Genomic DNA, 21,228 nt, shown 5'->3' on the forward strand with positions numbered 1-21,228 from the left:
CGCGCATGCGAATGCTGCAGGTTGACGAGTTGCGGCGCGCAATGGGTTTTGGCGAAGACTACATACTTGATCAAGGTTCCAGACGAGACAAAATCAAGATGTTGGGAAATGGAGTTTGTCCACCGGTAATGCAGAGCGTTGTGAGTGCATTGATCAGTCAGGCGCCCCACGATCAGCGCCCGCGTGCTTCCCAGGTAGTTGAACCCAGAATACCGGCAGTTCAGCTTCCAGCTCCATCAGCAATATCATCGTTCGCCGGACCTCAAATTTCTGGCTAGCGCTGTTTTTCGACATCGAGAGGCTGTCGCTTTCTGGTTCCCGGTATCCGAGCCATAGTCCGCCCATGGCGTCAGAACCCGAACGATCTCGCGAGCGCCGATGGGTGGTCATCGCCCCTGATGGCCGATACGTAACCCTTGGACGCCATAGTGACCCCAGCGAGGAAGAAATCCTGGCCGCCGAAAAGGCGCTGCTATCTCAAGATCTGAGCGGTTGGCTCGCAGTCATGGAGGGCAACCCCTGGGTCGGAAAGGCTCCTGAGTTACTGGAGGTCAGACCACTCGGTCGGCCAACCTCGAACTTCTCCGATGCGGCCGTGGCTTGCTTGGCAGCAATTCTGGCTAAGCGAGCAGAGGTCGGGCCTTAAGCCGGGTCGTGCCGCAGCCAGACTGTCCGGGCATCCTGCCGAAGGAGCTCTGCATTGGGCAAAGCGTACCAAAGTGTTCGCTCTCGAAGTACGGATTTCGGGCAAGTGGGGTTCGAACCAGAGCAAGTGCCGACTGCGCGGAAACCGGCCTTTTACCTAGGTTTTTGAGTTCCGTACTAAAACGCCCAAGTCAGGAGGTCCGGAGAGAATTGGCCTCCGGAGAGCGATTTTCGGCCGTCTCTGCGTCCTGCCAGTCAACAGGTCTGCCCCGAAAACCCCAGGAAACCTGCCACTCAGCGCGGCGCTCGGTGAGGCGGAGAGCACGGCTCGTATGGGAACTGGCGGACCGACTGGGATTCGAACCGAGACTACGTCGAAGATTTGAGACGAAGAGCTATTCGCCATAAGCCAAACCCTGTCCCCGATTTGAACCTGTCAACCGATCACACGGGTGTCGGTATAAGAAAGACCAGCCCCTCGAGCACCCCAGCAGGGTCGACATGTATGTCGACGAGTTTCCTGCACCTTCGTTTAATTATTGATTATAATATAATTCAAAGGTCCAGGAGAGTCGTCGACATACATGTCGACCTGGTGGGAGAGCGCTAGGACAAAGCCCTTTCGCTCTTTTCCTCCGCCAGCAGCGTTTTTCATCTGCATGTAAAATTGAGCTTTAGGCGGCGCGAAGCTCGGTGCGGATGAAATCGGCCGCGCGCTCGGCGATCATCATCGTCGTGGCCATGGTATTGGCCGAGGTCATGGCCGGCATGATCGAGGCATCGACCACTCTCAGCCCATCCATGCCATGCATGCGAAGCCTGTCATCCACCACCGCCATGGGGTCATCGGCTGGGCCCATTTTGGCCGTGCCGATGAGGTGATAGGTCGTCACACCATTGTTGCGGGCGAAATCGAGGAATTCGTCATCGGTCTGCACATCGCCGCCGGGCAGGGTTTCGCCTTCGAGGTATTGTGAGAGCTGGGGTGAATTCAGCAGCCGGCGCATCATTCGCAGGCCGGCGATATGCACCCGGCGGTCCATCTCATGGCTGAGGTAATTCGGCTGGATTTCAGGGTTCTCCCAGGGGTTGGTGCTGCGGGCGCGGACAAAGCCTGTGCTCTCCGGCCGGTGCTGCCAGGAGCCGGCGGAGACGCCGGGGTAGTCATCGAGGATATAGGTCTTGCCGGGTTTGTAGCTGCCGGGGGTGAAGACGCATTGCAGGTCCGGCTGGTCCAGCCCCTCGAAGCTCTTCCAGAAAACATAGACATGGCTGGGGGCGGTGGCGAGGATATTGGGCCGGCCGGTGGCCCATTTCACCAATTGCGTGCCCAGCCGCCAGCCGCGCGCCAATTCATTCAGCGTGACGGTGCCGGGCTTGGCGCGCATGATGAAGCGGCTGGCATAGTGGTCACGGAAATTCTCGCCCACGCCGGGCAGGATATGCACCGGCGCCACGCCGAGTTTTTGCAGCAGGGCGGCGGGGCCGATGCCGGAGATTTGCAGCAGGCGGGCGGTATTGGCGGTGCCGGCGGAGATGATGACCTCACGCCGGGCGCGGATTTCGGTGCGCGGCCCATCGGCCGAGGCGGCATAGCGCAGGCCCACGCAGCGCTTTCCCTCGAAAAGCAATGTGGTGGCGCGGGCATTGGTGCGCACTTCGAGGTTTTTGCGGGCCATGGCCGGGTGCAGCCGGCCGCGGGCGGCGCTGACCCGGCGGTTATTCTGGATGATCCGCTGGTAATAGCCCACGCCGGCCTGGTTACCATTATTATAGTCGGGATTGCGGGGGATGCCCTGGGCGACGCAGCCTTCGATGAAGGCTTCGGAGACCGGGTGGAACCAGTCCATATCGGTGACCGGCATGCCGCCTTCGGTGCCGCGGGTGTCGTCCGCGACGCCCACGCGGCGCTCCGTGCGCTTATAATGGGGCAGGCAATCATCATAGCCCCAGCCGCGATTGCCGCGCTGGGCCCAGTTGTTGAGGTCATCGGGCTGGCCACGATTATAGATCAGGCCGTTGATCGAGGTGCCGCCGCCCAGCACGCGGCCTTGGATGGTGTTGATGCGCCGGCCGCCGGTCATTTCCGTGGGTTCGGTGCTGAATTGCCAGGAGACATCGGGGTTGGCGAGCGTTTTGATGAAGCCGGCTGGCATATGAATCCAGGGGTTGGTGTCCATTGGCCCCGCTTCGAGGACGCAGACGGAATGCTTGCCATCCTCGCTCAGCCTATCCGCCAGGACGGAACCGGCAGCACCGGAGCCCACGATGATAAAATCAAATGTGTCTGTCATGGCGTTTCCCTCGATTCCGTGAGCCTAACCTGGGCTTGCATTCACCGAAACCTCAGGGCTGGGGGCTGGCGCCATCGAGGGCTTCATCGAGCAGGGCCAGCAGGGCGGCGGCAAAGCTGCGCATATTCGCCACCCTATCGCCATGTCCTGTTTCGATGGTGCGGACGAGGCTGATGGGGCCGCTCACCGCGATGCAGGTATGGCCCGCCGCATCGCCATAGCTATTGCCCGAGGGGCCGGAGGCGCCGGTTTCGGCGATGCCCCAATGGGTGGCGAAGCGGGTTCGCAGGGTTTGCGCCAGCAATTGGGCATAGGGTTCGGAGGAGGAGCGCATGCCCAGCATCTCGCGATCGGTGATGCCGAGCAGGCTGGAGCGGGCCTTGCGGGTGTAGACGACGGCGCCGCCCTGAAAATAGGCGCTGGCGCCTGGCACCGCGAGAAGGGCGGCCGAGACGAGGCCGCCGGAGGAGGATTCGGACACCGACACGGTCTCGCCACGCGCCTTGAGCCTTTCTGCCAATGCGGCGGCGAGGGGGAGAAGATCCTGCATGTTGGCCATCCCTGGTGATTGTTAAGGCAGGTTCGGCGTGTGATGCGCGCAAGGCAAGGTGGAGAGAGGGGGGAGATGGTGGGTGCGACAGGGATTGAACCTGTGACCCCTGCCGTGTGAAGGCTGGCCTTAGCCGTTGCGCGTGTTTTATCTGAATTGAGTTTCGCTAGAAATCCGGCCTATTCCCTCATTTTTTAATTGTTCTCTTACGTTTTGCGTTGCTGCTTTATGCGTTGGCCTGCTACTACCTGCTACCTAGGGCGCTACCTAGGCAGCAATCTAGGGGGCAGTCATGGCGACGGCGGCGAGCAAGATTAGTTTGACGGATGTGCGGGAGTTGCCGCCAAACCGGGAGTTGTTCGACGGCGGCAAGGGGGCCGTGGCCGGCTTTGGCATTCGTCGCCAGCGCAGCACGGCGGTTGCCTACATCCTGCTCTTTAGGACGGCCGAGGGGCGCAGTTGTCGCTACACCATCGGGCGCCACGGCGCGCCCTGGACCCCTGAGACGGCCCGCGCGAAGGCCAAGGCTATTCTGGCCGAGGCTGCGGGCGGTGCTGATCCTGCCGCCGCCAAGCAGGAATTGCGCGACGCGCCGACGGTGAAGGAATTGTGCGAGCGGTATTTGGCCGCAGCCAAAGCCGGGCGCCTGACCACGCGGCGCGGTGGGACCAAAAAGGCAAGCACGCTCGACAGCGATGCCAGCAGGATCAATTCCCACGTCTTGCCCTTGCTTGGAAACAAGAAGGCGATGACCGTCACAACGAACGACCTCGAAGAGTTCATGCACGCAGTTGCGGATGGAAAGACCCATCGGCGGGAGAAGCTGGACAGGCCCCGCGCGTTCCGCAACGTCCGGGGCGGCATGGGCACAGCCTCCCGCACCGTCGGCCTGCTGGGCGCCATATTCACCTATGGCGTGAAGGTGGGCATCTGCACCGATAACCCTGCCCGTGGCGTGCTGCGGCCGGCTGATGGCAAGCGCGACCGGCGCCTGTCTGCCGATGAATTCGTGCTGCTCCATGATGGGTTGCTGAAGGCGACCGAGGCCGGCATGTGGCCGCACGCTGTAGCCGCCGCGCGTTTCCTGGCGCTGACTGGCTGGCGCAGTGGCGAGGCCATCGGGCTGCGCTGGACAGAGGTTGACCTGAATCGCCGCACGGCCCGCCTGGGCGATACCAAGACGGGTGCGAGTATGCGCCCCCTCTCACGGGCCGCTTGTGACGTGCTGGCCACGCAGAAGGCCGCCACGGGCGGCGCGGCCGAGGCCTTGGTGTTCCCCCCATCCCGGGGCGAGACCACCATGACGGGCTTCAAGAGGTTCATGGCGCGGATAGGCAGGCTCGGCGGACTGCCGGCCGAGATAACGGCGCATACGCTGCGGCATTCCTTCGCCTCCGTGGCGGCTGACTTGAGCATGAGCGAAATCAGTATCGCCGCGTTGATCGGGCACAAGGGGCGCAGCGTGACCAGCAGATATATCCATTCGGCGGATGGAGTGCTGTTGGCGGCGGCGGATCGAGTGGCCGGCGAAATTGCCCGGCGCATGGGGCCGAGCAAGCAGGCCAGCGCTGGGATTGTGCAGCTTCATGCGGCCGGCGCCTGAGTGATGCACAAGCCGGACGATGAGACTTGGGCCAGGTTTGTTGCGGCCATTGAAACCAGCGGTCAGCTTTTTGCCGAGATCGACGCCAAGCAGCCCGGCGGGCAGGCAGGCATCATGGCGGCGCTCGAAGCGGTCGAAGAGTTGCTGATGGCGAGTGGCGCGCGGGCAGAGGATTGGGCGCCGTTCATGCGGCTACAGATGGCGTTCAGCGACTTAAAAGATGGGCGGGAAGTCCATCCGATCTTTCTCCCAGAGCAGGGAGAGAGGCGGGGGCCTAAGCCGGTATCGAGTGAAGAACTAGCCCAGCGCGCGTGCATCGCTGCGCTGCTGGAGTCGGTGATCCGGCAAGGCGAATTTTCGACTGTCGAAGAGGCAGCGCGATGGGTGGCAATAAAGGCTCGGAAGTTTCCCGCATTCAAGTCGGGACGCAGCCGGCCCGATGCTGCGAAGGTTATGGCATGGCGAAATGACGCCAATGCGGGAAAGTCCGATCAATTAGACGCGTCAATTTACCGAGCCTTCAGCAAAAGCATCACAGAATTGAGGCCGGTTGGTAGAGACGGCATCACTGCTGCGCTTCTGGAGGCCGCCAAGATCTTTGGCGCTCCCCAGAAGTAGAATTCTGCTCATTTGATAAATGAGCGGGCGAATCGCGCCTGATGTTCACAACGCCGCGCAATGAAGCGCGATGCGGAGTGAATGATGCAGCTTTCAACCCATCCCAACCCGGACGCGCTACTGACGCGCAAGGCCGTGGCCGAGGCCCTGACGGCGGCCGGGTATCCTGTCGCATCCGCGACATTGGCGACCAAGGCCACACGCGGCGGCGGTGCGCCCTACAGCCTGTTTTCTGGCCGCGCCTTGTATCGCTGGTCCGACGCTTTGGCCTGGGCGAAATCTCAGATGACGGCGCCACGGCGCAGCACGTCCGAGGTTGACGCGCAGCGGGTGGCCGCCTGATGGCAAACGCGGCAACCATTGGCCTGACCTTCGAGCGCGGTGGGCAGCTTTACGCGTGCATCGCCATCCGCCCCCATCGGCGCCCTGATGGTGGGGCAAGCCAGATTGCGGTGTGGAACACCCGCTGTTGCGACTGCGGCGAAGCGTTCGAGACGACCACCACCACGTCGCTTAACCGGGGGGCGGAAACCCGGCGCTGTTCCGTCCATCGCGCGCCCGGTAAGCGGGTGACGAAACTCTCGCCGGCCGCCTCTGGCCAGAACACCCTCAGCGCACTGGGCGGGGAGGCCGCCAGCGGCTTTGCGGGCTTGGGGGCAGGCAACCCTGCCGCCGACGACAAAACCGCCCTGGCGGAAGGCGGTGCAGTCTGAGCGACATAGAAACCGGCGTGGAGTGGGAGCCGCAGCGCGCTTCGGCACTCGACCACCCTATTGTCATCACGACATTCCGCGACGCCGGCGCCAGCACAAAACGCCAAGGCGAAACCACCCTGCGCGGCCTTATGCCAATGCTGCGCGAAACCCGCGCGCCATCCAAGGCGGAGTTGCCGTGGCTCAAGCTGGCGGCGTTCGGTGACGCGCGCACAGACAAGGGCAGCCTGCGGCACAACTCCAACATCATCCACATTTACGGTATTGAGGCAGACTATGACGGCGAGCAGATGACGCTCAGCCGGGCCCGCCAGATCATCGGCAGCGCCGGACTCGCCGCAATCCTCTACACCAGCCCATCCCACACAGCCGACCGGCCCCGCTGGCGCGTGCTGTGCCCGACAAGCAAGCCCCTGCTGGGCAGCGAGCGCGCCGGCCTCCTGTCTCGCCTCAATGGCCTGTTCTTGGGCGCCCTGGCCGATGAGAGCTTCGTCCTCTCGCAATCCTATTACTATGGCGCCATTCACGGTGCGCCAGACCACACCGTCATAGCGATAGACGGCGGGTTCATTGATCACGCGCACCAGCTTAACGCCGGGGCACTTGGCCGCAGCGTGCCGAAGAAGCCCCAAGCGTCAGCCGCCGGCCCCGCTTCGCGCCTTGATGGCGATGCGTCTCCATACGGCCGCCGCGCGCTGGAAAACGAGTGCCATGCCATCCGCACTGCTGGGCCAGGCCAGAAGCACCACACCCTAAACCGCGCTGCCTACAGCGTCGGCGGGCTTGTCTCTGGCGGGCATATTCAGGAGGGCTTCGCGTTCCGCGAACTCTCTGCCGCACTCAACGCTATCGCCGGCGCTTGCGACGATTTTGACCATGCCCAGCGGACGCTGCAACAGGCGTTTGAGGACGGCATGGCGTCGCCGCGCAGCAGTGGCGGTCGCAGAGCAGGCGGTGGCGACCAGTCCCGCAGCGGCAAGGTGATGGCCACGGCGGCGCGTGTGAAGGGGGGTGGCGGCAGCTTTGAGGAGTTCGTGGCGGCGCTGGAGTTCGACCCCGACACATCCGCCTGGAAGGCAGAAAAGGGCGAGGCGAACGGCGGCCGACAGTTGCGGCGCACATGGGAGAATTGCCGGGCCACGCCAGAGCCGGAATGGCTGAAGCAATGCCAGACAAACGACCGAGGCGAGCCGCGTGGCAATATCTTCAACGCCATGATCGCGCTGCGGCACGAGCCTTCTGTCAACATGCTGTTCCGCCTGGACCAGATGCAGCGGGAGCCAGTGATCGCCGCCCCCGATGGGCTGCGGGTTGTCACTGATGCCGATGTCTCCCGCGTCCAGGTTCATCTACAAAAATGCGGGCTGGAGACGCTGGGCAAAGATACAGCCCACCAGGCGGTTGCCATGCGCGCGGACGAATGCGGCTTCCATCCTGTCTTAGACTTCCTGAATGGGCTGCGCTGGGACGGCACGCCGCGCGTGCATGGCTGGCTTCACACCTATCTGGGTGCGGCTGACAACGAATATCACGAGCAGATCGGCAGCATGTTCTTGATAGCCATGGTGGCCCGCGTCATGCGGCCGGGCTGCAAGTCCGACTATATGGTGATTTTGGAAGGCCCACAGGGCGCGCTGAAATCCTCAGCTTGTCGTATCCTTGGCGGCGCGTGGTTTTCCGACTGCCTGCCGGACCTTGACCGTGATGCGATTCGTGTCGCTCAGCACCTGCGAGGTAAATGGCTGATCGAGATTGCGGAAATGTCGGCCATGAACAAGGCTGAGAGCGCGGCACTAAAGGCATTCATTACAAGGCCGCAGGAGCAATTCACGCCCAAATATGGGCGGCTTGAAGTGACCGAACCCCGCCAGTGCATTTTTGTCGGCTCGACGAATGAAGCGGCCTATCTGCGCGATGCAACAGGAGGGCGGCGCTTCTGGCCGGTGAAGGTGGGCGCTCAGATTGACACCGACGCACTGGCCAATGACCGCGACCAACTCTTTGCCGAGGCCCTACGGCTCTACCAGCAGAATGTGCCGTGGTGGCCGCATCGTGAATTTGAAGCTCGGCACATCAAGCCGCAGCAAGAGGAGCGGTTTGAGGCTGATGCCTGGGAAGAAGAGGTGGCGAAGTTCTTGGCCAGCCAAAACAGGGCGACAGTGATGCAGGTGGCGCGATCTGCTTTATTTATCGAGACGCCCAAGCTGGGGACGGCCGAGCAGCGGCGCATCACTGCCATAATGGATCGCTTGAAGTGGAGGAGAGGATCACGAGGCCCCGACGGTGAGCGCTTTTGGGGGCCGAGCGATGGCAAATGATCTGACGCACCTGACGCACCCTGACGCACTTTCCCAGGTGCGTCAGCCGCGTGGCCCGCAGAAACCCGCCATTTCTGACGCACTGACGCACCCTGACGCACTTTGTATAGAGGGGATGAACGCAAGCAACTGTTGGAGGGGGGCACGCGGCACGCAAGCGCGCGTGGGCGCTCGAAGGGAAAGTGCGTCAGGTGCGTCAGGTGCGTCAGTGCGTCAGGCGGCCGAGATCAGGGCCACCCGCACCGGCGGAATGCGAACCATGGCTGAGGTGGTCGCCAACATTGTCGAGCAGGCCGCCCGGCTGTCGCCGCCATCTGGGCGAAACCCGCACCAATTCCATGAGCAGAAAAGCGACCAGGGCGGCGCACTCAAGGGCCTGGCCGAGATGCTGAGGACACAAGCATGAGCAACGCTGAAAAATCTGCACCCAAGCAGCGCGGGCGGCCGTTCCCGCCTGGGCAGTCCGGTAACCCGGCCGGCAAACCCAAAGGCGCCCGCCACGCCGCGCTGAAGGCACTGGACCTGATCGGCGAAGCCGGCGCCGCCGAGGTGATGGCGACCGTGGTGGAGGCCGCCAAGCAGGGCGACATGCGGGCTGCTGATCTCCTGTTGCGCCGCTTATGGCCCGAGAGGAGGGGCAGGCCCCTCACCATAGACCTGCCCCCCATATCTGATGCGGCCGGCGTCGTGGCCGCCCTGACAGTGGTCACGGCGGCGGTGGGCGGGGGCGAAATCTCGCCGGAGGAAGCGCAGGGCCTGGCCGCCGTTCTGGAAACCCAGCGCCGCGCGATTGAAACCGTCGCACTCGACCAGCGCATCGCCGCGCTCGAGGCGCAAAGCAAGGGAAAAACCTGATGACCCGCAATATCTCCGCCCGCCTGACCGCCCTTGAGCAAGCGAAGCCCAAGGCCACAAATGCTTGGGTGCGGCTGATCGTGCCGGAAGAGATGACAAAGGCACAGGGAGAGGCCCTGGTCGCCGCCGAGCGAAACAAACTGCCGCCCGGCACGGGGATTATCGTGCGGTGGATTATTTAGGCTGCCGGCTCAGGATAACGTGCGCGGCAGCGGCGCTCATGCCCACGTGCCGATGAAGGCTGATCTTTTAGGCCCCAAGCGCCATCGCGAGCGCCACCATGTCATGGCCAGGAATGATCCCGCCTCGCTCGATATCTGCGTCTGTCAGATTGGGAATATACAATTGCCAAGCTTCTGCCCCGCCAAGCATGTCGGGCACCGCGAACCCAGCCTCTTTTTCCTTAAGCTTCATCAGCTTCACATTCGCCATGGTCGTTGCGCCGGAGCCGTCCTTGTTAGAATCCACTTTCCAGATTGGCTGGCTAAATTTCGGCATTGGATTGAAGGTGCCCCAAAATGCATGCGCGTCGTCTGTGAGTTTAACCTGCACGTAGTTGTCTAGATCATTCCAGTCCAGGCAGACGCAGGACATAAACCGGACCATGGCCCGCATGTTGACGCCTTCCGCCTTAGCCTGCTGATACCGGCCCAGAGCGCCCTCTTTATCATCCAAGAAAGGTTTTACCGCTGACCACCAGGGGGTAACGCCGTACTGCCCTGCGGCGGCGGCACCTTTAGTCATTTTGAATAGCAATGTATCTTTTGGTACTCTCACCACACGAAATTTTTTAAAGCCATTTTGATCCGACTTGCGAAGTTTAAAAAAATCCGCGCGCCCCAACGTTGGGTTGATCATGACGATATCTCCGATGAAAAACTGGAAAGGCAATACCGCTATAGCTTCATCCCATCAAGATGCGTGTCGCCAGCGTCAGTCGCTGGCGCGCCCTTGCGGCTGATGGTGCAGTGCCGATGGCCAGCACGAACATGGCGCGCCGATACGGCTGCTGCCCGCGCGGCGAGCTCCCGCGCATGGCGGTGCCGCTGCGCCGAGGGTGCGCCCCCCCTAGCCGAGCGGATGCGGCAGGAGCGCCGCAACGCAGCTATTCCACCTGCAGGAGAATCGCGCATCTGAAAGGCCAGCCGCGCCACGACCAGGGACTTGGCCAGCGGACGACCGCCACGCAGCCGCTACCTATGTGCTACCTAGGCTCTTTTGCTGTATCCGACTGTTGCCCGTAAGTCTTTGAGAAGATTGGTGGGTGCGACAGGGATTGAACCTGTGACCCCTGCCGTGTGAAGGCAGTGCTCTACCGCTGAGCTACGCACCCGCTTTGGGTCATGACCCTGCGGAGAGCGCGGTATGCTTTGCCCTCGGGCGACTGTCAAGCAGGCCCGGATATCGGGGCTTGAACTGCGGCCCCTGGGGAGAACATAGGAGCCAATGCGATATCACCTCTCCCTCCTGGCGGCCTTCTCCCTGGCCGTGGCCATCGCCGCCCCGGCCCGCGCCACGCCATGGACCGCGACCTATGAATTCCACGCCGCCGGGCTTCGGGTGCTCGAGGCGGAATTCACCTTCGATGTAGAGGGCCCGCAATATCGTCTGGAGGTGCGCAGCCGCTCACGTGGCCTGTTCAGCGTCTTCGCCCGCAATGAGCAGACCACCAGCATCATCGGCCGCTGGGATGGCGATGCGCCCCGGCCGCAGCGTTATCGGGTGCATGGCGCATTCCGCGGCCAGGCGCGCGTGGTGGAAATGGATTTCGGGCCGGATGGCATGCCCAGGGTCGGTGCGCTGGAGCCCAGCAATGCCGCCGATATGCGCGAGGAGATTGTGCGCGAAAACCTCGGCGGCAGCATCGATGCGCTTTCCGCCGTGGCGCAACTGTCGCGCATCGTCGCCCGCACCGATCGCTGTGAAGCCGGTGCGCGGATGTATGATGCGCGCCGGCTCACCCAGCTCCATGCCCGCACCATCGGCACCGAGGCGGTGCCACCCGATTGGCGCGAGGGATTGCGGGGTGTGGCGCTGCGCTGCGAGGTGGAGAGCGTGCTGCTGGGTGGCTGGCGCACCGATCAGGATATCGATCGCGCCCGCCAGCCGGTGGTCACCACGGTATGGATCGCCCGCCCCCTGGCCGGTGCGCCGCCTGTGCCACTCAGGATTGAACTGGCCACCCGCTGGTGGGGCCGGCTGCATGGCGTGCTGACCAAGATTGAGCGCGCCGCGCCCTAACAGGGTGCTGAAAAACGCTGAGGGCGGAGGGAAAGAGCGAGAGGGCAAAGCCCCTCGATCTTGTTCTCCCTCGCCTTTTCGCATTGCCCAAGTCGCCTTGCGAAGCCGCAAGGCATGAAAATTCTCTCCTCAGCCGGCCAGCACATGGGCGGCAATATCCCGTCTGCGTGCCACCCAGATGCGCGGGTCCCGCGCCACGCGCGCCAGGATTGCATCCAGCGCGCCAATCCGCCCCGGCCGGCCGATGATGCGCAGATGCAGGCCAATGCTGAGCATGCGGCAGCGCTTCTCCGCCAGCAGCCAATCCACCGCATCGAGGCAATAGCGCGAGAAATCCGAGCCCATGACGAAGGCCTGGCCGGGGGCGAAGCGCATGTCATTGGTATCAAAGCAATAGGGCAGGATGACGTGGCCAGGTTCGTGCAGCCGGGGCAGTTCATCGCCGTAATCATCGCTGTCATAGATGAAGCCGCCATGCTCGCGCAGCAGGCGGCGGGTGTTCACGCTCGGCGCGCTGCGCGTGTGCCAGCCCACCGGGGCCTCGCCGGTCGCGTCCTTGATGGCGCGCACGGTGCCGGCGATCACGGCGCGTTCGGCCTCCTCCGCCATGCCGGCATGGCGTTCCCAGCGCCAGCCATGGCAACTCACTTCATGGCCGCGGGCATGCGGCGCCGCGGCCAAATGCGGCCCATGCGCCACCGCGCGGCCGCAGGATGAGAAGGTGGCCTTGGCGTTATGACGGTCGAAGACATCCAAAATCCGCCAGAGCCCAACCTTGGCGCCATAGTCGAAATGCGTCTCCATGCAGGGGTCGGGGTGGCCCACCACCTCCTCATTCGCCTCGAAGCGGCTTTCATTGCGCTCATCGCCGGAATTGCGGTTCATCTCCGCCCCTTCCTCGACATTGACGACAAAGCTGAGCGCCAGCTTGGCACCGCCCGGCCAGGCCATATCCGGCGGGTTCTCGCCATAGCCCAGGGTGCTGCGGGAGAGGGGCGGCATGCCGCCGGGAAGATCGGCCATCAGGGCCTCCGCTTGCTGGAAAGCCGCCAGCATGCCGATGATGGACAAAATCGAAAGAGGGTGGAGACGCAATGTTGAGAATGATCGCGGCCATGCTGCTGGCGGCACTGCCGGCTTGGGCCCAGATGGAGGGGCCGCTCAGCGTCGCGCGGCAGGGCAGCTATTTCGTCGGTGGGCGGGATATCCGTTCCGAAAGCCTCTCCAACCTGCCGGCCTATGGCGCCACCGGCACCATCTCGGTGGACCAGGTTTATGTGCGCTTTCAGGAGCCTGTGGCCCCGGCGCGGGTGCCTTTGCTGCTGGTCCATGGCTGCTGCCTGACCGGCATGACCTGGGAAACCACCCCCGATGGGCCGCATGGGCTGGGATGAGTATTTCCTCCGCCGCGGCCACTCTGTGCATGTGATGGACCAGGCCTGGCGCGGCCGATCGGCCAGCCACCCCACCCAGATCAACCCGGTGCGGGCCGGCCAGGCGCCGGCTGCCAGCCTGCCCACCGTCTTCGCCGCCGGGCGGGAGGATGCCTGGAGGATTTTCCGCTTCGGGGCGCGCTTCGGCGAGAGCTACCCGGGCATGCGCTTCCCCCTCGCCGCTCAGGGCGAGTTCTGGAAGCAGATGGTGCCGGATTGGAATTTTTCCGTGGGCACGCCCAATCCGAGCGTGACGGCGCTGAACCTCATCGCCCGCCGCCTGGGCCGGGTGGTGCTGATGAGCCATTCGCAATCGGGCATTTATCCCTTCCAGGCGGCGGTGGCCTCGCGGGAGGGCATCGCGGGGATCGTCTCCATCGAACCCGGCGCCTGCCCGGCCGCCACCGACGACATGGCACCCTATGCCGGCCTGCCCATCCTGGTGCTCTGGGGGGATTACGTGGCGCTTTCCAGCCGCTGGGCGCCGCGCCTGGCCGGCTGCCTCGCCTTTGCCCGCGCGGCCAATGCGGCGGGCGGCAAGGTGGAGGTGGCGGTGCTGCCGGAGATGGGTATTGCCGGCAATTCGCATATGCTGATGCAGGACGATAATTCGCATCAGATCGCCGATTGGCTGGTGGGCTGGATGGCCCGGCATATCCCACCCGGTTGACCGGGCGCGGGTGTTGCGGCACGGGGCGAATATGACCCTCGACAGCACCGCCTCAGGCACTTTCGTCATCGCCCCCACCCCCTTCCTGCCGGATGGCGGGCTGGACCTGGCCAGCGCCGCGCGCATGACCGAGGCCTATCTGAAGATGGGCGCCACGGGCCTGACCATCCTGGGCATTATGGGTGAGGCGCCGAAACTCGACGCCGCCGAGAGCACCGCCTTCGTCAAGGGCGTGCTGAGCGCCAATGCCGGCCAGGTGCCGGTGGTGGTGGGCGTCTCCTCGCCCGGCTTCGCCGCCATGCGGGCGCTGAGCCATGAGGTGATGGCGGCCGGCGCTGCCGGCGTGATGATTGCCCCCACCCCCGGTCTGAAGGGCGATGACGCCGTCATCGCCTATTTCCAGCAGGCCAGCGAAACCGTCGGCCCAGCACCGTGGTGCCTGCAGGATTTCCCCCAGGCCAATGGCGTGGCCATCACGCCCAAGATGGTTGCGCGCATCGCCGCCGACCCGCGCCTGGTCATGCTCAAGGCCGAGGATTGGCCGGGGCTGGACAAGATTTCCGCCATCCGCGCGCTGGAGGCGGCGGGGGAGATGAAGCGGTTGTCCATCCTTGGTGGCTTTTCCGGGCTCTTCCTGCCCGAAGAACTCTCGCGCGGGACTGATGGCGTGATGACTGGCTATGCCTTTCCCGAACTCCTGGTGGCGCTGTGCAAAAACGGCCCGACGGAAGAGATGTGGGATCGCTTTGAGGCGCATCTGCCGCTGATCCGCACCGATAATCAGCCCGGCCTCGGCCTCGCGGTGCGCAAATATGTGCTGATGCGCCGGGGCATCATCGCGCATGAGACGGCCCGCGCGCCAGCGCCCCGGCTCAGCCCGCCGGCGCGGGCCGAGGTGGATCATCTGCTGGCCCGCCTCGGCCGGCGAGACCCGGTGGCGGTGCTGTGAAGGATTTTCTCGCCCTCGCCCGTGCCCGCGGCTTCATTCACCAGACCACCGATATCGAGGCGTTTTCCGCCCGGCTGAAAAGCGGTGTCCTGCCCGGCTATATCGGCTTCGACTGCACGGCCGATAGCCTGCATGTCGGCAGCCTGGTGCAGATCATGATCCTGCGCCTGCTGCAGCAATGCGGCCACAAGCCCGTGGTGCTGATGGGCGGGGGCACAAGCAAGGTGGGCGACCCCTCTTTCCGCGACGAGGCGCGGCCGCTGCTCGATGACGCACGCATCGAGGCCAATAAGGCCGGCATCCGCCAGGTCTTCGACAATTTCCTGCGCTTTGGCACGGGGCCGACGGATGCCGTGATGCTGGACAATGCGGCCTGGCTGGACCAACTGGCCTATATCCCGTTCCTGCGCGATGTGGGACGGCATTTCTCGGTCAATCGCATGCTGTCGATGGATAGCGTGAAACTGCGGCTGGACCGGGAACAGAACCTCTCCTTCCTCGAATTCAACTACATGCTGCTGCAATCCTATGATTTTCTGGAGTTGTTCCGGCAGCATGGCGTGGCGCTGCAAATGGGTGGCTCTGACCAATGGGGCAATATTGTCCTGGGGGCGGACCTTATCCGGCGCGTGACGGGGGGCGAGGCGCATGTACTGACCACGCCGCTCATCACCTCCTCCTCCGGCGCCAAGATGGGCAAGACGGCGAGCGGGGCGATCTGGCTGAGCGCGGAAAAACTCTCGCCCTTCGATTACTGGCAATTCTGGCGCAACACCGAAGATGGCGATGTTGGCCGCTTCATGAAGCTGTTCACCGAGATGCCGCTGGAGGAGATCGCCCGGTTGGAGGCGCTGTCGGGCGCTGAAATCAACGAGGCGAAGAAGGTGCTGGCCACCGAGGCTACGACCTTGCTGCATGGCCGTGCCGCGGCCGAGGCGGCGGCAGAGACGGCGCGGAAAACTTTCGAGGAAGGCGAGGCGGGAGGCGACCTGCCGCGCGTGACGATACCGGCAGCGACGAGCCTGACCGCGCTATTGGTGCAGGTGGGCTTTGCCACCTCCAACGCCGAGGCGCGCCGCCATGTCGCCGGCGGGGGCGTGCGGGTGGATGATGTGGTGGCGAACGACCCCCAGGCGATGGTGGCAGCGCCAGCCAAGCTGAGCTTTGGTAAGAAAAAGCATGCGCTGATTGTGGCTGGCTGATAGCTGGGATTAGCATGGGGGAAATGAATTTCCCCCAAACCCCCATTCTTTTATTTTTAATTTTGGGTGCTGTCTTTGCGGTGGCGCTAATTTATCAAAAATAAAAGAAGGGGGCTTGGGGGAATTCATTCCACCAAAAACCACCCTCGGCCATGGCTGGAAGGGGTGTTCAATCATGAGCCGTGGCTTGGCATGGGTCATGCGAAATTTCGCACACGTGCCCTGTCACCGGCCTGTGGTTTTGGCCTATGACGGCGCGATGGGCGGGCTGAAAGCTACGTTCAACATCGTGTCACGCCCTCAGGAGCGCCCCATGAACCGTCGTACTGCCCTTGCCTTGTCCCTCGCACCTTTGGCTGCGCCGGGTGTGCATAGCCAAACCCTTACCAATGTTCGCTTTTCGGCGGATTGGGCCTTTCAGGGGCCGCAGGCCGCCTTTCTGGTGGCGCTCGAGCGGGGGCATTTTCGGCGGGAGGGGCTGAATGTCACCATGGAGCGCGGTTTTGGCTCTGGCGATGTGCCGGTGAAGATCGCCGGCGGCGCCTTTGATGTCGGCGTGGCCGATGTGAACCCGATGATCCGGATGAAGCTGGAACGGCCGGATGTAGACCTCTTCACCCCCTTCCTGCTCTATGACGCGACGGCGCTCGCCGTGATGACCCTCAAGCGCGAGAATATCGCCCGCCCGGCGGATCTGGTTGGCAAGTCCATCGCCGCGCCGGATTCCGATGCCGGGCGCCAGCTATTCCCCGCTTTTGCGCGTGCGGCGGGTTTTGATGGCAGCCGGGTGAACTGGATTTCCGTGGCGCCGCCCTTGCGCGAGCCCATGCTGGCCCAAGGCCGGGCCAATGCCATCACCGGCTTCATCACCTCCGGTATTTTCTCGCTGCGCGGCCTGGGCATCCGCGACGAGGATATCGTGACGATGAAGTTCAATCAGTTCGGGGCTGATTTCTACGCCACCGCCTTGTTGACCAGCCGCCGCTGGGCCCAGGCCAACCCCGCCGCCACCACGGGCATCATCCGCGCTTTGATTCGCGCCCAGTATGACAGCCTGGCCGACCCTGCCATGGCCATTGATGTGCTGCGCCGACGCGAACCGCTGACCGATATTCCGCTGGAGACCGCCCGGCTGCGCATGGCGCTCGAGGAGCTGACCTTCACCGCGCATGTCCGTCAGAACGGCTTTGGCCAGGTGGATACCGCCCGGGTGCAGCGCGGCATCGATGCGGTGCGCGAGGCCTTCGCCATCCAGCGCCAGGTGCCCTGGAGCGAGATCTATGATCCGCGCTATCTCCCCGCGGCTGCTGATCTGAGGCTCACCTGAATGGCACTGCGCACCCGCCACTGGCAGGATCTTACCTGGCCGGAATTCGAAACCCTGCCGAAGGATACGGTCGCTATCCTGCAGACCGGGGCGATGGAGCAGCATGGGCCGCATTTGCCGGTTTCGGTCGATGCCACGATCAATGAGGGCGTGTTGAACCGCGCGCTCAGCCTGCTCGACCCCGAGGTGCCGGCGCTGGTGCTGCCTATCCAGAAGGTGGGGTGCTCGGTCGAGCATCTGCGCTTCCCCGGCACCATCACCTCCACGCCGGAAACCCTGATCGCGCTATGGACCGAGATCGGCGAGAGTGTGGCGCGGGCGGGGGTGAAGAAAATGCTGTTCCTGAACAGCCATGGCGGGCAGCCGCAGATCATCGACATTGTCTGCCGGCGGCTACGCATTCGAGAGAACATGTTCTGCGTGAATGCGCAATGGAGCCGCCTGGGCAGGCCCGAGGGCCTGGTGGATAGCCAGGAGGGCCGCTACGGCATCCATGCCGGCTATGTGGAAACCTCGGTGATGCTCCGGCTGGACCCGGCGAACTGCAAGCCGGAACTGGCGCGGGATTTCCGCAATCGCTGGATCGGCCTGGAAAACCAATTCGCCACGCTGACGCCGGAGGGCACGATGGGCTTTGGCTGGCAGGCGCAGGATCTGCACCCCGCCGGTGCTGTGGGCAATGCGGCCCGCGCCACGGCCGAGCATGGCGAGAAATTCCTGGCCTTTGCCGGCGCCAAGGTGGCCGGGTTGATCGGCGACATTGCCCGTTTTGACCGTGAGGCCTGGTTGATCAACCAGCGCGACCAGCATGGATCTTGAAGGCATCGAGCATTCCCGTGACCGGGCGCTGCTCCGACAAAAATCGCGGGACTTTTATTGGTACTCGCCGGTTCTGAAACGCCAGTTGGATGGCAAGAGTGCTGATCTCTGGGCGCGGCCGCGCAATGAGGATGAGGTGCTGCAGCTTCTGCGGGAATGCCGGGCGGCGCGCATGCCCGTCACCGCCCGCGGTGGCGCCACCGGCAATTACGGCCAATGCGTACCGCTGGAGGGTGGGCTGGTGCTCGACCTCACCGCCATGGCGGCGCCCATTTCGCTGACCGATGGGGTGCTGGAAGCGGAGGCCGGGGCGAAGATGATCGACCTCGATCTCTGGGCGCGGGAGCGCGGCTGGGAATTGCGGATTTGGCCCAGCACCAAGCGCACCGCCACTATTGGTGGCTTCGTGGCCGGCGGCGGTGCCGGGGTGGGCGGCATGAGCCATGGCACGATGCGCGAGCGGGGCAACCTGCTGGGTGTGCGGGTGGCCACGCTGGAGGACCCGCCGCGTATTCTCGACATCGAGGGCGATGCGGCCAATCCGGTCAATCGCACTTATGGCACCACGGGCATCATCACCCGCGTGCGCATCCCGCTGGCGCCGGCGCAGGCCTGGCGGGATGTGGCGATCAGCTTTGCCGAATTCCCTGAAGCCGCGCGTTTTGCCCTGGCCTTTGCCTTTGCCGATGGCATCGCCAAGAAAATGTGCGCGGTGTTTGACAGCCGCCTGCCGCCTTTCTTCCGTGGTATTGCCGATGCGGTGCCGCAGGGGCATGCCCTGGCCTTGGTGATGGTCACCGCGGCCGGCATGCTGGCCTTGCGGGAGATGGCGGCCGAGCATGGCGGCAGCATCGTGGCCGAGCAGGACGCCGTGGCCGCCGAGCGCGACCCTGCGGCCACGCCCTTCTATGAATATTGCTGGAACCACACGACCTTGCAGGTGCTGAAGAAGGATCGCGGCGTCACCTATCTGCAATGCCGCTTCCCCTTCGAGGGCACGCTGGAGAGCGTGGAGGCGGTGCGGGCGAAATTCCCCGATGAGGTGTGGATGCACACGGAGTGCGTGCGCTTCGGCGGGCGCATCACCATGACGGCCTTGCCGGTCATTCGCTTCACCACGGAGGAGAGGCTGGCCGGGATCATGGCTGGCTTCGAAGAGGCGGGGGCGGGCATTGCCAATCCGCATGTCTTCACCATCGAGGAGGGATCAGGCTATCGCCGCGTGCCGGGTGACCAACTGGGCTTCAAGCGCCGGGTTGACCCCTTGGGGCTTTTCAACCCCGGAAAAATGCTCAGTTTCACCGAATGATCGCAGACCTCATCGCCGCCCTGCCGGGCGTGGATTTCATCACCGACCCCGCCTTGGTGCGGCAGAAGAGCCGGGATTTCTTCTGGTATTCGCCCGTATTGAAGCGCCAGTTGAATGGCGCGACGGCCGAGGCGGTGGCCATGCCGCGCGACGAGGCCGAGGTTGTCGCGATCATGCGCGAATGCTTCGCTCGGGGCGTTGCGGTGACGCCGCGCGGGGCTGGCACCGGCAATTACGGCCAGGCCATGCCGCTCAAGGGCGGTGTGGTGCTGGACCTGTCGCGCCTTGACCAGGTGCTGTGGTGCAAGCCGGGCCTTGCGCGGATTCAGGCCGGCGCGAAGCTGATGGATATCGACCGCCACACGCGGGAAAAAGTGGGTGGCGAACTGCGCTTTCACCCCTCCACCAAGCGCACGGCGACGATTGGTGGTTTTATCGCTGGCGGTTCTTCGGGCATTGGCAGCTGCACCTATGGCATGCTGCGTGAGGCGGGCAATGTGCTGGCGCTGCGCGTGGTGACCATGGAGGCGGAACCGCGCATTTTGGAGTTGCGCGGAGATGATATCGCCCGGGTCAACCATGCCTATGGCACCAATGGCGTGATCACCGCGCTGGAAATGCCGCTCGCGCCTGCCTTTGATTGGGTGGATCTGATCTATTCATTTCCCAGCATGCTCGACGCCGCGCGCTTCGCCGAGGCGCTGGTGGCCAGTGATGGCGTGGTGAAGAAGCTGGCCTGCGTGGTGGCAGCCCCCATTCCGCAGCGGCATTTCAAGGCGTTTGAGGGCCTGATCCCCGAGGGGCAATCGGTGGTGCTGGCCATGCTGGCTGAGGAGTATATTGAGATTGTCGCGCCCATGCTGGCGCGCATGGGCGGGCAGGAACTCTATCGCTGCGAGACGGAAAAGGCCGCGGTGCCGCTCTATGAGCATAGTTGGAACCACACGACTTTGCAGGCGCTGAAGACGGATCGTTCCTTCACCTATCTGCAGACGCTGTTTCCGCCGCCGCATCACTTCGAGACGCTGGCGGCGATGGAGGCGCGCTTCGGCGATGAGGTGCCGATGCATCTGGAATTCGTCCGTTACGGCGGGGCGGTGACCTGTTTTGGCCTGCAATTGGTGCGCTTCACCACCGAGGAGCGGCTGGAAGAGATCATGCAAATTCATAATGATGCCGGCGCGCCGATCTTCAACCCGCATGTCTTCACCCTGGAGGAGGGGGGCATGAAGCGCGTCGATGCCAGCCAGGCCGCCTTCAAGCGCGAGGCGGACCCGCGCGGGTTGCTCAACCCGGGCAAGATGCTGGGCTTTGAGGACCCCCATTGGGAACCCTCCAGCCCGCGGCCGCATTATCTCTTCGGCAGCATTGGTGAGGTTGAGGAAATCCTCGAATAGCGACCTCCGCCCCGGCCGTCAGAAGGTGCCCGGCATGGCCGTGATCATGCCTTGTCGGCAGCGTCGCGCAGCGCGTCCTTGGCGCCGCCCACGGCGTTTTGTAGCTTGCCATGCGCCTTATCGGCCGCGCCTTCGGCCTGGAGTTTCGTATCGCCCAGAATTTTTCCGGTGGCCTGCTTGATGCTACCATTGGCCTGATTGGCCATGCCCGCGAGGCGATCCTTGTCCATGTCATCTCTCCGAAGACCCGGGCTGCCGTGATGGCAGCCCCCGGTGGTGGAGGAT

Annotated in this window: 23 protein-coding genes and 1 tRNA gene; 18 read left to right on the forward strand and 6 right to left on the reverse strand. The window is 63.8% G+C overall.

The genetic code is table 11. The features are described from left to right. Nucleotides 1–11: 11 nt before the first annotated feature. Nucleotides 12–278, forward strand: a complete 267-nt coding sequence (locus ABWP84_RS13535; protein ID WP_353212591.1) for a hypothetical protein — start codon at nucleotides 12–14, stop codon at nucleotides 276–278. 1,041 nt (nucleotides 279–1,319) lie between these two features. Here the strand turns inward: ABWP84_RS13535 and ABWP84_RS13540 are convergent. Together ABWP84_RS13540 and ABWP84_RS13545 are read right to left on the reverse strand one after the other, a co-directional pair. Then, the gene (locus ABWP84_RS13540; RefSeq protein WP_353212569.1) at nucleotides 1,320–2,939 is read right to left on the reverse strand and encodes a GMC family oxidoreductase N-terminal domain-containing protein; all 1,620 of its coding nucleotides are present in this window, start codon (nucleotides 2,937–2,939) and stop codon (nucleotides 1,320–1,322) included. A 52-nt stretch (nucleotides 2,940–2,991) separates the two neighbouring features. Then, nucleotides 2,992–3,489, reverse strand: coding sequence for a CinA family protein (locus ABWP84_RS13545; protein ID WP_353212570.1), 498 nt, complete (start codon nucleotides 3,487–3,489; stop codon nucleotides 2,992–2,994). A gap of 292 nt (nucleotides 3,490–3,781) precedes the next feature. Between ABWP84_RS13545 and ABWP84_RS13550 the strand changes: the two genes are divergently transcribed. The 8 genes from ABWP84_RS13550 (at nucleotide 3,782) to ABWP84_RS13585 (ending at nucleotide 9,778) form a co-directional block, all read left to right on the forward strand. Further along, nucleotides 3,782–5,092 (forward strand): tyrosine-type recombinase/integrase, encoded by a 1,311-nt coding sequence (locus ABWP84_RS13550; RefSeq protein WP_353212571.1) that lies wholly within the window; start codon nucleotides 3,782–3,784, stop codon nucleotides 5,090–5,092. A 3-nt stretch (nucleotides 5,093–5,095) separates the two neighbouring features. After that, nucleotides 5,096–5,710, forward strand: coding sequence for a hypothetical protein (locus tag ABWP84_RS13555; RefSeq protein ID WP_353212572.1), 615 nt, complete (start codon nucleotides 5,096–5,098; stop codon nucleotides 5,708–5,710). Nucleotides 5,711–5,791: 81 nt separating this feature from the next. Continuing rightward, entirely contained in the window at nucleotides 5,792–6,052 is a 261-nt protein-coding gene (locus ABWP84_RS13560) for a hypothetical protein (RefSeq protein ID WP_353212573.1), read from the forward strand. Continuing rightward, nucleotides 6,052–6,423, forward strand: a complete 372-nt coding sequence (locus ABWP84_RS13565) for a hypothetical protein (RefSeq protein ID WP_353212574.1) — start codon at nucleotides 6,052–6,054, stop codon at nucleotides 6,421–6,423. Before ABWP84_RS13560 ends, ABWP84_RS13565 begins: the two co-directional genes overlap by 1 nt. Nucleotides 6,424–6,440: 17 nt before the next feature. Continuing rightward, a complete protein-coding gene (locus tag ABWP84_RS13570) occupies nucleotides 6,441–8,741 on the forward strand; it encodes a VapE domain-containing protein (RefSeq protein ID WP_353212575.1) in 2,301 nt (766 codons plus the stop codon). A 259-nt stretch (nucleotides 8,742–9,000) separates the two neighbouring features. Next, nucleotides 9,001–9,147 carry a hypothetical protein gene (locus ABWP84_RS13575; RefSeq protein ID WP_353212576.1) on the forward strand — a complete coding sequence of 49 codons (147 nt, stop codon included), beginning with the start codon at nucleotides 9,001–9,003 and terminating at the stop codon, nucleotides 9,145–9,147. Beyond that, nucleotides 9,144–9,596 carry a DUF5681 domain-containing protein gene (locus tag ABWP84_RS13580; protein ID WP_353212577.1) on the forward strand — a complete coding sequence of 151 codons (453 nt, stop codon included), beginning with the start codon at nucleotides 9,144–9,146 and terminating at the stop codon, nucleotides 9,594–9,596. Before ABWP84_RS13575 ends, ABWP84_RS13580 begins: the two co-directional genes overlap by 4 nt. Beyond that, the gene (locus ABWP84_RS13585) at nucleotides 9,596–9,778 is read left to right on the forward strand and encodes a hypothetical protein (RefSeq protein WP_353212578.1); all 183 of its coding nucleotides are present in this window, start codon (nucleotides 9,596–9,598) and stop codon (nucleotides 9,776–9,778) included. Before ABWP84_RS13580 ends, ABWP84_RS13585 begins: the two co-directional genes overlap by 1 nt. A gap of 67 nt (nucleotides 9,779–9,845) precedes the next feature. On the opposite strand, the gene ABWP84_RS13590 is transcribed toward ABWP84_RS13585, so the two are convergent. Both ABWP84_RS13590 and ABWP84_RS13595 read right to left on the reverse strand, forming a co-directional pair. Beyond that, nucleotides 9,846–10,454: a hypothetical protein gene (locus ABWP84_RS13590; RefSeq protein WP_353212579.1), complete on the reverse strand. Its 609-nt coding sequence runs from the start codon at nucleotides 10,452–10,454 to the stop codon at nucleotides 9,846–9,848. A gap of 400 nt (nucleotides 10,455–10,854) precedes the next feature. Continuing rightward, nucleotides 10,855–10,929: transfer RNA gene (locus ABWP84_RS13595), tRNA-Val, on the reverse strand. A 113-nt stretch (nucleotides 10,930–11,042) separates the two neighbouring features. On the opposite strand from ABWP84_RS13595, the gene ABWP84_RS13600 reads away from it, so the two are divergent. Next, nucleotides 11,043–11,837: a DUF3108 domain-containing protein gene (locus ABWP84_RS13600; protein ID WP_353212580.1), complete on the forward strand. Its 795-nt coding sequence runs from the start codon at nucleotides 11,043–11,045 to the stop codon at nucleotides 11,835–11,837. A 129-nt stretch (nucleotides 11,838–11,966) separates the two neighbouring features. On the opposite strand, the gene ABWP84_RS13605 is transcribed toward ABWP84_RS13600, so the two are convergent. Next, nucleotides 11,967–12,860, reverse strand: coding sequence for a polysaccharide deacetylase family protein (locus ABWP84_RS13605; RefSeq protein WP_353212581.1), 894 nt, complete (start codon nucleotides 12,858–12,860; stop codon nucleotides 11,967–11,969). Between the two features lie 71 nt (nucleotides 12,861–12,931). Between ABWP84_RS13605 and ABWP84_RS13610 the strand changes: the two genes are divergently transcribed. The 8 genes from ABWP84_RS13610 to ABWP84_RS13645 all read left to right on the forward strand — a co-directional run bounded on the left by ABWP84_RS13610 (nucleotide 12,932) and on the right by ABWP84_RS13645 (nucleotide 20,943). Then, complete coding sequence (locus ABWP84_RS13610; RefSeq protein ID WP_353212582.1) at nucleotides 12,932–13,231, forward strand: hypothetical protein; 300 nt, start codon at nucleotides 12,932–12,934, stop codon at nucleotides 13,229–13,231. Continuing rightward, nucleotides 13,209–13,940, forward strand: a complete 732-nt coding sequence (locus ABWP84_RS13615) for a hypothetical protein (RefSeq protein WP_353212583.1) — start codon at nucleotides 13,209–13,211, stop codon at nucleotides 13,938–13,940. The genes ABWP84_RS13610 and ABWP84_RS13615 overlap by 23 nt, the downstream gene beginning before the upstream one ends. Before the next feature lie 31 nt (nucleotides 13,941–13,971). Then, nucleotides 13,972–14,889, forward strand: a complete 918-nt coding sequence (locus ABWP84_RS13620; RefSeq protein WP_353212584.1) for a dihydrodipicolinate synthase family protein — start codon at nucleotides 13,972–13,974, stop codon at nucleotides 14,887–14,889. Further along, nucleotides 14,886–16,091 (forward strand): tyrosine--tRNA ligase, encoded by a 1,206-nt coding sequence (gene tyrS, locus ABWP84_RS13625; RefSeq protein WP_353212585.1) that lies wholly within the window; start codon nucleotides 14,886–14,888, stop codon nucleotides 16,089–16,091. Before ABWP84_RS13620 ends, tyrS begins: the two co-directional genes overlap by 4 nt. Before the next feature lie 313 nt (nucleotides 16,092–16,404). Continuing rightward, a complete protein-coding gene (locus tag ABWP84_RS13630) occupies nucleotides 16,405–17,418 on the forward strand; it encodes an ABC transporter substrate-binding protein (RefSeq protein ID WP_353212586.1) in 1,014 nt (337 codons plus the stop codon). Further along, nucleotides 17,419–18,237 (forward strand): creatininase family protein, encoded by an 819-nt coding sequence (locus tag ABWP84_RS13635; protein ID WP_353212587.1) that lies wholly within the window; start codon nucleotides 17,419–17,421, stop codon nucleotides 18,235–18,237. Next, entirely contained in the window at nucleotides 18,227–19,546 is a 1,320-nt protein-coding gene (locus tag ABWP84_RS13640; protein ID WP_353212588.1) for an FAD-binding oxidoreductase, read from the forward strand. The genes ABWP84_RS13635 and ABWP84_RS13640 overlap by 11 nt, the downstream gene beginning before the upstream one ends. Next, nucleotides 19,543–20,943 carry an FAD-binding oxidoreductase gene (locus ABWP84_RS13645; RefSeq protein WP_353212589.1) on the forward strand — a complete coding sequence of 467 codons (1,401 nt, stop codon included), beginning with the start codon at nucleotides 19,543–19,545 and terminating at the stop codon, nucleotides 20,941–20,943. Before ABWP84_RS13640 ends, ABWP84_RS13645 begins: the two co-directional genes overlap by 4 nt. Before the next feature lie 44 nt (nucleotides 20,944–20,987). Here ABWP84_RS13645 and ABWP84_RS13650 read toward each other — a convergent pair. Continuing rightward, nucleotides 20,988–21,228, reverse strand: a 241-nt coding sequence (locus tag ABWP84_RS13650; RefSeq protein WP_353212590.1) for a CsbD family protein, incomplete at its 5' end; no start/stop codon positions are given.

It is taken from the genome of Rhodovarius sp. (assembly GCF_040399605.1).
Classification (GTDB): domain Bacteria; phylum Pseudomonadota; class Alphaproteobacteria; order Acetobacterales; family Acetobacteraceae; genus Rhodovarius; species Rhodovarius crocodyli_A.